Source organism: Leifsonia sp. EB34, from assembly GCF_041260585.1.
GTDB lineage: Bacteria > Actinomycetota > Actinomycetes > Actinomycetales > Microbacteriaceae > Leifsonia.
The window spans coordinates 790442-803759 of sequence record NZ_JBGCCV010000001.1; the positions used below are offsets into that span (position 1 = coordinate 790442).

Annotated in this window: 13 protein-coding genes; 2 read left to right on the forward strand and 11 right to left on the reverse strand. The window is 69.9% G+C overall.

What is annotated here, in order from left to right; translation table 11 throughout:
* Positions 1–16 precede the first annotated feature (16 nt).
* Genes ABIA36_RS03745 through ABIA36_RS03795 form a run of 11 tightly spaced genes read right to left on the reverse strand, consistent with a single transcriptional unit; the run spans position 17 to position 11004 of the window.
* A complete protein-coding gene (locus tag ABIA36_RS03745; RefSeq protein ID WP_369960925.1) occupies positions 17–772 on the reverse strand; it encodes a helix-turn-helix domain-containing protein in 756 nt (251 codons plus the stop codon).
* Positions 773–793: 21 nt separating this feature from the next.
* A complete protein-coding gene (locus ABIA36_RS03750) occupies positions 794–1681 on the reverse strand; it encodes a sugar phosphate isomerase/epimerase family protein (RefSeq protein ID WP_369960926.1) in 888 nt (295 codons plus the stop codon).
* The gene (locus tag ABIA36_RS03755) at positions 1678–2679 is read right to left on the reverse strand and encodes an alcohol dehydrogenase catalytic domain-containing protein (protein WP_369960927.1); all 1002 of its coding nucleotides are present in this window, start codon (positions 2677–2679) and stop codon (positions 1678–1680) included. Before ABIA36_RS03755 ends, ABIA36_RS03750 begins: the two co-directional genes overlap by 4 nt.
* Positions 2676–3701, reverse strand: coding sequence for an ABC transporter permease (locus ABIA36_RS03760; RefSeq protein ID WP_369960928.1), 1026 nt, complete (start codon positions 3699–3701; stop codon positions 2676–2678). The genes ABIA36_RS03755 and ABIA36_RS03760 overlap by 4 nt, the downstream gene beginning before the upstream one ends.
* Positions 3698–4705: an ABC transporter permease gene (locus tag ABIA36_RS03765; RefSeq protein WP_369960929.1), complete on the reverse strand. Its 1008-nt coding sequence runs from the start codon at positions 4703–4705 to the stop codon at positions 3698–3700. The genes ABIA36_RS03760 and ABIA36_RS03765 overlap by 4 nt, the downstream gene beginning before the upstream one ends.
* Positions 4702–6225, reverse strand: coding sequence for a sugar ABC transporter ATP-binding protein (locus tag ABIA36_RS03770; RefSeq protein ID WP_369960930.1), 1524 nt, complete (start codon positions 6223–6225; stop codon positions 4702–4704). Before ABIA36_RS03770 ends, ABIA36_RS03765 begins: the two co-directional genes overlap by 4 nt.
* A gap of 32 nt (positions 6226–6257) precedes the next feature.
* Positions 6258–7373 carry a sugar ABC transporter substrate-binding protein gene (locus ABIA36_RS03775; protein WP_369960931.1) on the reverse strand — a complete coding sequence of 372 codons (1116 nt, stop codon included), beginning with the start codon at positions 7371–7373 and terminating at the stop codon, positions 6258–6260.
* Between the two features lie 52 nt (positions 7374–7425).
* Positions 7426–8427 carry a sugar phosphate isomerase/epimerase family protein gene (locus ABIA36_RS03780; RefSeq protein WP_369960932.1) on the reverse strand — a complete coding sequence of 334 codons (1002 nt, stop codon included), beginning with the start codon at positions 8425–8427 and terminating at the stop codon, positions 7426–7428.
* Between the two features lie 4 nt (positions 8428–8431).
* On the reverse strand, positions 8432–9286 hold the full coding sequence (locus ABIA36_RS03785) for a sugar phosphate isomerase/epimerase family protein (RefSeq protein ID WP_369960933.1): 855 nt from the start codon (positions 9284–9286) through the stop codon (positions 8432–8434).
* Entirely contained in the window at positions 9276–10037 is a 762-nt protein-coding gene (locus ABIA36_RS03790; protein ID WP_369960934.1) for an alpha/beta fold hydrolase, read from the reverse strand. Before ABIA36_RS03790 ends, ABIA36_RS03785 begins: the two co-directional genes overlap by 11 nt.
* A gap of 31 nt (positions 10038–10068) precedes the next feature.
* Positions 10069–11004: a sugar phosphate isomerase/epimerase family protein gene (locus ABIA36_RS03795; protein ID WP_369960935.1), complete on the reverse strand. Its 936-nt coding sequence runs from the start codon at positions 11002–11004 to the stop codon at positions 10069–10071.
* Between the two features lie 240 nt (positions 11005–11244).
* Between ABIA36_RS03795 and ABIA36_RS03800 the strand changes: the two genes are divergently transcribed.
* Complete coding sequence (locus ABIA36_RS03800) at positions 11245–12225, forward strand: AraC family transcriptional regulator (RefSeq protein WP_369960936.1); 981 nt, start codon at positions 11245–11247, stop codon at positions 12223–12225.
* Between the two features lie 103 nt (positions 12226–12328).
* Positions 12329–13315 (forward strand): NADP-dependent oxidoreductase, encoded by a 987-nt coding sequence (locus ABIA36_RS03805; protein WP_369960937.1) that lies wholly within the window; start codon positions 12329–12331, stop codon positions 13313–13315.
* The last annotated feature ends 3 nt before the right edge of the window (positions 13316–13318 follow it).

The window sequence follows — 13318 nt, forward strand, 5'->3', positions numbered from 1 at the left end:
ACCTCCTTCGGCCGGCTCAGACCGGCAGTTTGAGTGATGACGGAGCGGCGCTGCCGCCGAACGTGATGCGGTAGCGTCCGGGGCTCATGCCCTTCCGCGCCACGAAATCGTGGGTGAGGTGGCTCTGATCGGAGTAGCCGCACTGCGTGGCCACCTCGGAGATGGGGAGCTCCGAGGCGGACAGCAGGTTGCACGCGGCGGCCAGCCGGACCTGCTTGAGGTACGCGTGCGGCGTGATGCCGAAGCGCGCCTTGAACTGGCGGTTGAACTGGCTCGCCGACAGGTTGACGCTGCGCGCGAGCTGGCCGACGGACAGGTCGCTCGCGAACTCGGTCATGATCAGCTCGATCGCCGGCGCCAGGCCGAGGAACCGGCTCGACGCGTGGTGCCGGCGACTGACGTTCCTGGTGATCCCGGCGACCCCGATGATCCCCTCCCCGGTGACGTCGACCGGGAACTTGGTGGTGCTGAACCAGTCGTACGACCCGTCCTCGTTGTGCACCAGCTCGATCATCTCCGCGATGGGCTCGCCCGTCTCGAGGACGCGCAGGTCGTCCGACCGGTACTTCTCGACCAGGTACTCCGGGGAGACGTCCTCGTCGCGCAGTCCGATCAGGTCGGCCTTCCCGTACCCCATCAGCACGGCGAACGGCTGGCTGTAGTAGACGAAGCGCCTCTCGACATCCTTCACCCAGAGGTAGACGTCGTCCATCCGGTCGACCGCCTCGAGCAGGAACGGGATCCCGGCCCGCTCGAGGAAGTCAGCCGTCACGAGTGAACCCGCCGGCTTCACTCACCACCCCCGCAGCCAGTCCTGCAGGAAGCGCAGCCCGTCGGTGGCGAGGCGGTCCTGCGTCGGGGCGAGCGGACGCCAGATCGAGGCCGCGGTCGCGATGGTCTTGTTGTCCGCCGTGAACGACTCGATGCCGATCACGCCGCGGTAGTCGACGTCGCGCAGCGCGTCCCGGATGCCCGCCCAGTCGAGGTGGTCCTCCCCGGGCGTTCCGCGGTCGTTGCCGGCCACCTGGTAGTGCACCAGGCGATCGCCCGCGGCCCGGATCGCCGCAGCCGGGTCCTTCTCCTCGATGTTCATGTGGTAGCCGTCGAGGTTCAGACCGACCGACTCCGCCGGGAGGCCGTCGATCAGGTCGAGAAGCTGCGCCGTCGTGTTGAACACGCTCGTCTCGTAGCGGTTGAGGGGCTCGATGCCGAGCATGATCCCGCGTTCTCCCGCGTGCGCGGCGATCGGACGGAGGGCCTCCCGCAGCTCGCGGACCATGGCCCGCCGCTCGTCGGGCGCCAGGCGCCACGTCCGCCCGACGGCGGCGTAGATCGGGCCGACGACCGCTTTGGCGCCCAGGTCGACCGCCGCGTCGATGCACCGGAGGAGGTACTCCGTCGTCGTCGCCAGCTCATCGCCCTGAGGCGCGACCAGGTTCCGGCCCGGAGGCATCACCGCGCACAGCACGGGAGTCAGCCGGTGCGAGCCCAGAAGCTCGCCGGCTTCCTTCGGATCGAAATCGCCGATGGACTCGAGGGGCAGCTCGATCGCCCGGAAGCCCCAGTCCGCGATCTTCGGTGCGAGCTCCTGCAGCCACGCGTCATCCAGCGGGGAGCACCAGACGAACGTGTTGACCCCGAGGAGGGGCCGCGTGTCGGTGTCGGCCTCGGTCTCGGTCATGCGGTGAACACCATCTTCTCCGCGGATCGGGCGGCCAGCATCTCGAAGGCGCGAGGCGCGTCGTCGAGCGTCAGCTGGTGGCTCACGAGTTCGAGCACGGGGACCTTCCGGTCGAGCAGGAAGCTCGTGATCGCGTCGTACTGGTAGATCGGGAAGTACCAGGCGCCGATCACGGTGATCAGCTTGCGCAGGAACTGGTTGCTCGGGTCGATCTCCGCCCGGCGGCTCTCGCCGACGAAGGCGACCCGGCCGAACGACCGGACGGCGTCCAGGGCGGCACTCTGCGCCATCGCGTTGCCGGAGCACTCGATGACCACATCCGGCCGCGAGGAGGATCCCAGGACGGACTCGTCGATGGCCGGCAGCACGTCGTCCGCGCCCATCCTGGTCCCCAGCTCTCGGCGGTGCTCCATGGGGTCGATCGCCACGACGCGGGCGCCGCGGGCCTTCGCGACGGCGACCGCCGCGGCGCCCATCGGGCCGAGACCCGAGACGAATACCGTGTCGGCGCCGGAGACGCCGAGCCGGTGCTGCGCGCTGAACTGCGTCCCGAACATGTCGGTCGAGACGGCTGCCTCGACGAAGCCGAGGCCGTCCGGGAGGGGCATGCAGTTGACGGCAGGCACGACGACCAGTTCGGCATCCCCGCCCCAGCGGTCGAAGCCGATGATCTTGGCGTTCGCGCACGCCATGAGGTTGCCCTGGCGGCAGAACGTGCAGCGCATGCAGCCGACGGCGAGGTAGACCGCGACCCGGTCCCCCACCTTCAGCCCAGTGGCGCCCGGTCCGACCGCCTCGACAACGCCGGCGATCTCGTGGCCGGGAACCAGGTGCTCTGGCTTCTGGCCGACGACCTGGTCTCCGCGCAGGGCGCTCATGTCGCTGCCGCACACCGCGGACGCGTGCACGCGGACGAGCACCTCGCCCGACTGGGGGACCGGGTCCGGGAGCTCCTGGAGCCGCACCGTCATGTCACCGGGAAGAACGACAGCCTTCATCGCTGCGTCTCCTTTCTGTTCGAGGGGAGGGAAGAAGAGGCCGACGTGCGACGGAGCGGGCGCCCCGACAGCATCTCGGCGGCGAGCGCGGCGAGCAGCAGCGCCCCGGTCAGGAAGTCGGTCACGAAGACCGGCGCGCCGAGGACCGTGATCGCGTTGGAGATGACCGCCAGCGCCAGCGCGCCGAGGACGATGCCCCAGGTGTTGCCCCGGCCGCCGCTCAGCGCGACGCCGCCGATGACGGCCGCGGCGATGGAGGTCAGCAGCACGTCGCTGAACCCGGTCGGGGTGGCACCGCCGGCGGAGAGGGAGACGAGCGCCCCGGTCAGTGCGCCCATGCAGGCCGAGAACGCGAACGCGACGACCAGCGGTCGGCGTGCCGAGACGCCGGATGCGGTGGCCTCCCGGCGGCCGCCGCCGATGGCGTACATTTCGTGGCCGAGGCGCGTGTAGTGCAGGAACAGCCACACCAGGACGGCGAGCACCAGGAAGATCAGGCTCATCGGCGTGAAGATCCAGTACCGGGTGCTCAGGGCGACTCCGAGGTCGAAGTTCGTGAGCGACACCGAGCTCTCGTTCGCGATGATGTACGCCGCGCCCTGGAACAGGATGAGCGTGCCGATCGTGACGACGAGCGAGCTGATCTTGAGCCAGCTGATCAAGAGGCCCTGCAGCGCACCGAGCACTCCGCCGACGACCAGCGGGATGAGGAGGGCGGCGACCGGGCCGGCGTCCGCGAAGCGGATCGCGAGCACACCCCCGAGCACGGCGGAGGACCCGATGGACAGATCGAACTCGCCGGCGATCATCGTGAGCCCGACGCCCAGGGCGGCGATGCCGATCGGGGCGAGCACCTGCAGGAGGGCGGCGACGTTGTTGAGGCTGCCGAATCCCGGGATGAGGAAGGCGGCGACGACGACGATGACGACCGAGAGCGCGATGCGCGCCGTCAGGTCGCGGTCGACGAAGCGCGAGGCCGTGCCGCGCGTGCGGCGACGGGCGCTGGTGGTTGCGGTGGTCACTTTCCACGTCCCTTCATGAGTGTGTAGCCGGCGACGGCGAGCACGACCGCACCTCCGACGCAGAGCAACTGGATGCCCGTGGAGAGGCCCATGATCTGCAGGTAGTTCCGGAGAAGGGAGATGAAGATCGCGCCGACGACCGTCTGCAGCGCGGAGCCCTGACCGCCCTTGATCGCCGTCCCACCGACGAGGACCGCCGCGACCGCGTCGATGTCGAGGTTGGGGAACTGGGCCGTGTCCGCGACGCCGAACTCGGCCGCGCTGAGCATTCCGGCGATGCCGGCGGCGAGCGCCGAGATGACGAACGCCGCCACGATGACGAGCCGGACATTGACGCCGACCGCCCGCGCCGTGGCCTTGTTCGCCCCGACGAGGATGGTCCGGCGCCCGAGGGTCGTCTTCTGGAGGACGAGGTGGCTGACCACGGCGAGGACGACGAAGGTCCAGGTGGCCATCGGGATGCCGAGCGGCGTGGCCCCTCCGATCTGGACGGCGAGGCTGTCGGCGGGTGCGTGGAGGAGCACCCGGGTGCTGTCGGTCACCCACAGCACGAAGCCGAGGATCGCGGCTCCCGCGGCGAACGTGACGACGACCGGGTTGCCGCCGACGCTGATGACCAGACCCTGGACGGCGCCCACGACGAGCGCGGTCACCACCATGGCGGCCAGTCCGCCCCAGAATCCCGCGACGGACGCGGTGGCGGCGTACACCACGCTCGAGAGCACAGCGGTCTGCAGGACGCTCAGCGAGAAGTAGTGCCCGGAGATCGTGACGAAGGTCAGCCCCAGTGCGACGATGCCCGTGATGGACGCGGCCCGCAGAACGTTCAGGAGGTTCGAGACGGTGAGGAAGTTCGGCGCCGTCAGTGCGCCGAGCACGAGGAGGATGACCACGACGACGACAGCCACGATGACGCCGAGGTACTGCTTGGCCGCAGGGCGGCCGGCGGCCGCCCGCGGCGCCGGGGCGGTGATGACGCCGTCGGCTTGAGGAGTGGTTGTCACAGGGACTCCAATACGGGAGTTGCCGGAGGGTTGCTCAGCAGGTGCTCGAGCTGCTCCGACTCGATGTTGGACGCGCGGTCCGTTCCGAGGTAGGTGCCGCGGTAGAAGCTGGAGACGACGTCGGCCAGACCGATGACCTCTTCCGCCTCGGAGGCGGTGAAGACGATGGTCAGGCCTGCGTCGGCCAGCTGCTGCAGATAGGTGTAGATGTCGGAGCGCGCCCCCACATCCACACCCCGGGTGGGCTCGTTGATGAGCAGGAGGGCCGGTTCGATGCCGAGCCACTTCGCCAGGACGACTTTCTGCTGATTGCCGCCGCTGAGGGACTCGACGTGGTACTCCATGCGCCCGGAGGTGACCCCGAAGGTCTCCGCCAGGGACTGGGAGAGCTTCCGCTCCGCGTTCTTGAGGATCCAGCCCGCCTTCGCCACGCTGGAGAGACCCGGCGCCGAGAGGTTCTCCTGGACGCTCCGGACGCCGAAGATGCCGTCGAGCTTCCGGTCGCCCGAGCAGTAGGCGATGCCGGCCCGCTTGGCCTGCCGGGGATTGGAGGTGGACAGGCGCTTGCCGTCCAGGTAGATCGCGCCGGAGGTCAGCGGGCGGACACCCGCGATGACCTCCAGGAGCACGGCGGCCGCGCTGCCGAGCTGCCCGGCGAGACCGTGGATCTCCCCGTGCGGCACGACCAGCGAGACGGGCTCGTCGATGCCCTCGGCGGTGACGTTCTCCAGGCGGAGCAGCTCACCGCTGCGCGGGGCGCGGTCGGCGCTCGGGTAGAGCGCTTCGAGCTTGCGCCCGAGCATCAGCTCGATGATCCGCTCCAGCCGCACCTCGTCGCCGACCAGGGGCTCCAGCGAGCGCCCGTCCCGGACGATGGTGACCCGGTCGGCGATCCGCACGACCTCGTCCAGCCGGTGGCTGATGTAGACGATCGACCGGTTCTGCCGCTTCAGGTCTTCGACCACCGCCAGCACGCGCTCGATCTCCGGGTCGGAGAGCGCGGCCGTCGGCTCGTCGAGGATGACGACCTGGGCGTCGCGGGCCAGGGCCCTGGCGAGCTCCACGAGCTGCTGCTCTCCGACCGACAGTCGTCCGGCCGGGATGCGGGGGTCGACATCGCCGACCCCCGCCAGCTCCAGGAAGGGACGAGCCCGGCGGGCCGCGGTCTTCGCGCTGTACAGCGAGCCGATGGAGGCGTTGCCGAGGAAGACGTTCTCGCCGACCGACATGGTCGGTACGAGGCTGATCTCCTGCTGGACGACGGCCACCGGGGAGCCGATCCGGGCGAGCTCGGCGGCGGAGATGGGACGGCCGTCGTACAGCAGCTCACCGCTGTCGATCCGTTGCTGCCCGCAGAGGAGCGAGACCAGGGTGCTCTTGCCTGCGCCGTTCTGGCCCAGCAGGGCCATCACCTCGCCGCGACGAAGCACGATGCTCGCATCGGCGACGGCGGTGACGGCCCCGTAGTGTTTGCTGACGTTCCGCGCCTCGAGGAGGGCGGGAGTCACTGTGTCCGACATGGTTCTGCCTTATGACTCGTTGATTCGGTGGTTCAGTAGGTGCACCACTGGGTGACCGGGGTGCCCCAGAGCTTGGCCGACGCGTAGTCCGCGGACTGGACGACCGGGGTGGGGATGATGTTCGACGTGCTGATCGTCGACGGGAAGGTCGGGACCGCGTCGGGGGTGCTGGGCGCGATGTAGGTGCCGTTCGCGACCTTGTGGTTCTTCAGGTACTGGAGCATGCGGTTGACCGCGAACTGCCCCTCGAGTCCCGCGCCCTGGATGATCGTGTTGAACTGCTTGCCGTTCGCGACCTGCGACTCGTCGCCGTGGCACGAACCGCCGATGACCTGGACGTCCTTGCCGGGCGTGTAGCCCGCCTGGGACAGCGCACGGATCGCGCCGACGGCGAAGTCGTCCTCAGGGGCGTAGACCAGGTTGAAGTTCTTCGAGCGGTCCGCCGCGATCATCTGGCTGGTGAGGGTGAACGCGTCCTGGGCGGCGAAGCCCGTGGCGTTGCCCACGTCGACGACCGTGATCCCGGAGCCCTTGATGGCCTCCTTGAAGCCGCCCAGGCGGTTCACCGTCGCACCGTAGCCGACCGGGAGGTTGGGCACGATGGCCGTCCCGCCCGCGTCCGCGGCGATGGCGCCGGACTTGCGGAGCGCGTCCCGGGCCTCGATGGCGGCCTTGCCTGCGACCTTGCCGATCTCCAGGTCGGAGACGCCGGCGTAGGCCGTGAGGTACTTCTCGCTTCCCGTGACCGGGAGCTGGTTGACCTGGAAGACGGGCACCTTGCTTCCGTGGAGCTGGGCGAGGCTGCCGACCTGCGACGCCGGGTCCACCGGCCACCAGACGAACAGGGCGGGGAGGTCTCCGCCGCCGAGCACCTGCTGCACCTGGGTGGCGGTCGCCGAGGCGCTGTTCTCGGTGACCACGCGGATGCTGTACCCCGCCTTGGCCGCCTCAGCCGTCCCCGCCTTCAGCCAGTTGGCCACGTAGGGGTCGCTCGCCGGCGGCAGGAAGGCCACGATCTTCTTGCTGTTTCCCGCGCCGGCGTCGGCTCCGCCGCCGCCGGCGCAGCCGGCGAGGGTCGCCACGGCGGCCACGGTCAGCGCTGCGCCGATGACGGTGCGCCAGGACATCTTCCTTGATGTGATCTTCACGTTGTTTCTCCTGTTTTCGGGTGAATCTCTTGTTGCGGTTGGGCCCGAGCGGTTACTCGGGAGTGCTGAACGAGCTGAACCAGGTGGCGGACGGCTCGTCGAAACTCAGGCGCCGGAGGTAGTCGACGCTCTCGGCCGCGCCGAGCTCGCGGTCCATGAGCGAGTCCTCCCACTCGACCGCGAGCGGGCCGCGGTAGTCGACCTCGTTGAGGGCGCGGATGATGGACTCGAACGGGACGTCGCCGTGGCCCACGGACACGAAGTCCCAGGCCTTGTCGCCGTGCCCGGACGGGAGGTGGCTGCCGAGGATGCTCCGCCGTCCGTTCAGGGACAGCCGGGCGTCCTTGATGTGGACGTTGTAGATGACCTCGCCGAACTCGCGGATGAACGCCACCTCGTCGAGAAGCTGCCAGTGGAAGTGGGAGGGGTCGAAGTTGATCCCGAAGGACTTCCGGTGGCCGATCGCCTCCAGGGCACGGTGCATGGTGGAGATGTCGTAGGCGATCTGCCCGGGCATCACCTCGAGGGCGAATCGCACTCCCTCCGCCTCGAACACGTCGAGGATGCGGTTCCAGCGCTCGGCGAAGTCGTCGTAGCCGCCGTCGAGCTCGGCGTCGCTGAAGGGCGGCCAGCCGTTGAACATGTGGAAGATGCGGGACCCGGTGAAGCCCACGACGGTCTCCACCCCCAGTTCCGCCGCCGCTCGGGCCGTGTCCTTCATCCGCTCCTCGGCGCGCAGCGACACGCCTTCGGGCTCGCCGTCGCCCCAGATGCTGGGCGAGAGGAGGCGCTGGTGCCGCGCGTCGACGCGGTCGCCGACGGCCTGCGAGACCAGGTGGGTGCTCAGCGCGGTGAGGGCGAGGCCACGGCTGGACAGTGTCTCGAGGATGGACTGTCCGTAGTCCGCATCCCGCAGGACGCGGGGGACGTTGAGGTGGCTCCCCCAGCAGGCGAGCTCGACGCCGTCGTAGCCCCAGGCCGCCGTCTTGTCGGCGAAGACCTCGATGGGGAGGTCTGCGAACTGCCCGCTGAACAGGGCGATCGGTCGCTTCATGGTGTCATGCCTCTCGATTGTCGGTGGCGGCCCCGACCAGGGGCTGCAGAACGGTGCGGACGTACTCGCCGGCCGCACGGGTGACGGCGTCGGGGTCGCTCACGGCGTCCGCCGACTCGTCCTCGACGACGACCCAGCCGTCGTAGCCGGTGTCGCGCAGGTAGCCGACGATCCCCGGGAAGTCGACCGACCCGTGCCCGGTGAGCTGCCAGCCGGCCGACGCCGAGTAGTCCTTGAGGTGGATGTGGTCGACGCGGCTGCGGTAGGTGCGGATGACCTCCAGCGGGTCCATGCCGCCCTTCGCCAGGTGACCGGCGTCCGGCGTGAATCCGACGACCCCTCCCTCGAGTCCGTCGAGGAGGACGCCGTAGTCGTCGCGGGTCCGGAACACCGAGCCCGCCGGGGAGTTGGCGTGGAAGCTGGTGCGCACGCCGGCGTCGGCGGCGCGCTCCCCGATCGCCCGGATCGAGGAGATGGCGTTCTGCTGCCGCTCCCCCAGATCCTCCCGGTCGGGCCCCGGCGCCTGCACGAGCAGCAGGAGCGCCCCGGGGAAGCTGGAGACGAAGCGGATGAAGTGGTCCGCCGCGTCGCGCTCGGCGTCGGTCTCGCGGGCCGAACGCCAGTCGGCCACGAACGCCACGGAGGACAGCTCCAGGTCACTCGGGTCGATCACACCGTGCGCCCGGTCGATGTCGGAGTAGTCGCCCAGCATGAACGGCTCGGCCTCGAGGCCGGCGAACCCGGCGGAGGAAGCGACCTCCACGAAGCGCGGGAGCTGGCCGGTGTATGTCGTGCCGCTCATCTGCCAGGCGTAGGTCTGGCAGCTGAAGCGGATAGCGGATGCCTGCTCAGTGCTCACGGAGCCACTCCTCGATCTCGGCGTTGAACTCGTCCAGCCGCTCCCAGTGGTGCGCGTGCCCCGCGCCGTCGAACACCCGGAGGCGCGCCTGCGGGATGGCGGCGGCCAGCTCCCGCTGGAGACCGACCGGGATGAAGGCGTCGGCGTCGCCCGCCGTGACGAGGACGGGCACGGAGAGCTTCCCCAGGCGTGCGCGGCTGTCGTGTCCGACGCAGGCCTCGACCTGCGCCCGGAACGAGTCGACCGAGGTCGCCGGGGCGTCCGCGCGACCGGCGGCGAGCTCCTGCCGGTTGGCGCTGAAGTACGGCGGCGCCCAGATCATGAGCTGCAGCATCCGCGCGAACGCCTCGTCGGAGAGCACGCCGCGGGCCTCGCCGAGCTGCCGGAAGGCGTCCTCGGCGAAGCCGTCCACGGCGGCCCAGGACGAGACGAGGACGAGCCTGCTGACGAGCTCGGGATGACGCAGCGCCAGCTCCTGCGCGATCGCACCGCCCATCGAGATGCCGACGACGGGGACCGGGCCGAGACCGAGCTCGGTGATCAGGCCGGCATAGTCGTCGGCCAGGTCGGCCGTGCTGTACGGCCCGGCCGGGCGGTCCGATTCGCCCGCGCCGCGGTTGTCGACGGCGTAGCAGGTGAAGCTCCGCTGCCAGGCGTCGACGTGGCGCGCCCAGGCGGTGCTGTCGGCGCCGAGACCCATGATCAGGACGAGCGGCTGGCCGTCGCCGGAACGGCTGTAGGCGAGCTCCACGCCGTTTGTCAGAACGCGCGCGCCGGTTGTGCTAAACAGCGACACTGTCACCACGTCCCTCCGCCGAAGTGGGGGCGAACTGCTCCATCAGGCTGCGCACGAACGGCACCGCCGTCCGGGCGTCCCGCTCCGTGGTCGGGCAGAAGCAGAAGTCGACCGTCCACCACGGCAGCGTGTCCAGCGACGGCTGGAGGGCGCGGAGCGCGGACGGGAAGTCGACGCGACCGGCCCCGAACGGAAGGTGCGCGCTGGTCTCCTCGTCGTGGAGACTGCCGTCCGAGTCGATCAGGTGCAGGTGACCCAGGTACGGCTCGATCAGACGGGCGTACTCGGTGACGCCGCCGGCGAGCAGTTCGGGATGCGCTCCCTGCCGGGCGCCGGCCACACCGCTGGTGTAGGCGTGGCTCGTGTCGAACAGGACCGTGAAGTTCGGGTGGGCGACCGCTTCCAGCAGCCGCACGACCTCGGACGGCCGGCTGAGCCAGAAGCCCGGCTCGAACTCCCAGACCAGGAGCACGGACGACTTCGCTGCGAGCTCTGCCGCCGCGTTCCAGGTGCGGGCGAGGCGGGCGAAGCGCTCCTCGTACTCGGCCGGCGGCAGGTCCGACGGCGGGCTGACCGTGTCCACCCGCAGGATCGAGATGCCCAGGCGGTCGCAGAAGCGGAGCGCCGCCTCGAACGCCTCGAGGTAGGTCGCCTGGTCGACGACCCCCGGCGGGACGTCGTGGAAGTCGGGAGCGTAACCCGAGTACTCGAGCCCCAGGTCGTCGCGCAGGGCGACGAGCTCGCGGAAGTCGTCCGCCCCCGTGAAGTCACGGAAGTAGGCGTGCGGTCGGAAGCCGTTGATCTCGACGCCGTCGTAGCCGGCCTCGGCCGCGTAGCGGCACAGTCGTTCGAAGCTCCAGGGAGCGCTCTCGAAGGGGCCGAACGAGAAGGCCCAACTACCGAAAGAAAGCTTTGGCTGCATTGTGTAACACCTTTGTCGCGCATGGAATCGTTGCGTCCAGTCAAAGCGGCGGAGGGAGGCGGCGGCTTGTAAATGCCCGCTGCCCGCTTGTCGAAAACACGCATTCGTGGACTGACGGCATCCACGTTAGGAATGGGCCACGGGCGCGAACTATCCGGACAACGCGGGAAAACGTCCGATTCGCGGGAGACCTGCGCGCATTGTTAGTGCGCTCACAGTTTGGGCACTTACAGTTTCCGCGTGCAACCAGAGATCGAGATGTTCGGGAGCCGACGCATCGCCTCGGCACCCGGTATCGAGGAGGCGCGCCATGCGCTGTCTCGCGCCTTCCTCCCGGTGGACTTCCCCTCCGCCCGCGCCTCGACCACGGTCGGTCTCACCCTGAACGCCGTCATGGCGGGTCGGATCACGTGCGGTTTCATGCGATTCAGGGACGCCGTGCGCATCGACACCGCCGAGGCTGAGAATTACCACATCGACATCCCCACGACCGGCCGCGCGACCATGCAGGCGGCCCTGATGTCGCCGGTCCACGCGACGTCTCAGACGGCCGGCGTCTTCATGCCAGGACGGCCGGTGACGCTCGACTTCAGCAGCCGCTTCTCCCTGCTCTCCGTCATGGTCCCGCGGGATGTCGCGCGGCTCGAGCTCGAGGACCTCCTCGGCCGACCCGCGGACCGCCCGCTGGAGTTCGCCTCCGACCTGGACATGCGGGGCGCGGGCGGCCACACGATCATGCACGCCCTCCGCCTGATCGACCGCGCGGCGGCCCAGAAGAGCGCCGCGCTCGCGCACCCGCTGGCCGCGCAGCGGCTGGAACAGATGCTGCTCCACAGCCTCCTTTTCGGGCAGCCGCACAACTACTCCGCCGCGCTCGCCGCGCCCGCCCCCGACGCAGGAGCCCGCCCGGTCTCGAAGGCCGCGGAACTCCTGCGCGCGGACCCCGGCCGCCCCTGGACGGTCGCCGAGGTGGCGGCAGCGGTGTCGACGAGCGTCCGAAGCCTGCAGGACGCGTTCCGCACCTCGCTCGACACGACCCCGATGGCGTACCTCCGCGGGATCAGGCTGGAGAAGGTCCACGACGAACTCTCCGCAGCCGAGCCCGGCACCGTCACGGTCACGGAAGTCGCCGCGCGCTGGGGCTTCCTGCACCTCGGGCGATTCGCCGCAGCCTATTCCCGCGCGTACGGCGAGCGGCCCTCGGCGACGCTGCGTCGCTAGGGTGCGCCCGTAGCTGGGAAGAAAATGTAGATTGTATAGATTCTTACCTGGCTAGGGATATTCTCGGCAGTGCACGGACCGACCGCGGCGAAGGAGGGCGACGGTGACCAAGCACGATGAGATGACGACCTTCGAATACGACCGGAACGGAGGCGTCGACGTCCTCCAGAAACGGACCAGACCCGTCCGCCCGCTCGCCGCCGGCGAGGTGCTTGTCGAGGTGGTCACGGCCGGCGTCAACCACATCGACGGGTTCATCCGCACCGGGCGGGAGGAGGCCTGGGCCGACGAGCCGTTCCCGCGCGGCTCGGGCAGCGATTTCGCCGGCATCGTCGTGACCGGCGACGGCGACGGGCGGTTCCGGCGCGGCGACGAGGTGATCGGGCATCTGCGCCAGGGCGCCCACGCCTCGCACGTCATCGCTCCCGTCGGCGCGCTCGTCCGCAAACCGCCGCGGGTGACCTGGGAGACCGCGGGCGGGCTGTTCCTCGCCGGCGCCACCGCCCTCGACACCCTGGACGACCTCCGCGTCGGCCCGGGCGACACAGTGGTGATCTCCGCCGCGGCGGGCGGGGTGGGCAGCATCGAGGCGCAGTTGGCGAAGCATCGGGGCGCCCGCGTCATCGGGACCTGCGGCGAGCGCAACTTCGACTACCTGCGCCAGCTCGGCATCCGGCCGGTCACGTACGGCGACGGGATCGAGGAGCGGATCCGGGAGCTGGCGCCCGAGGGCGTCACCGTCCTGATCGACAACTTCGGGCAGGACGGCCGCGCCCTCGCCGAGGCGCTCGGAGTGCCGTCATCGCGCTACCGGTCGAGCGACGACCGCCGCGAGACGGAGCTGCGGCTGCTGCGGGACGATCCCGAGTCCGTCGCGCACGCCACCGCCCTGCTCGAACGCCTGGCCGAGCTGGCGGACGAGCGCGCGTTCACCCTGCTCATCTCCGGCTACTACCCGCTGGAGGAGCTCGGCTCCGCCTACGACGACCTCCAGCACCTCCACGCGCGCGGCAAGATCGTGCTGGGCACCCACCCGGTGACGACCTACCGGACCCTGAAGGCGCGCGACGTGCAGGAGGCGCGGGACTGACGA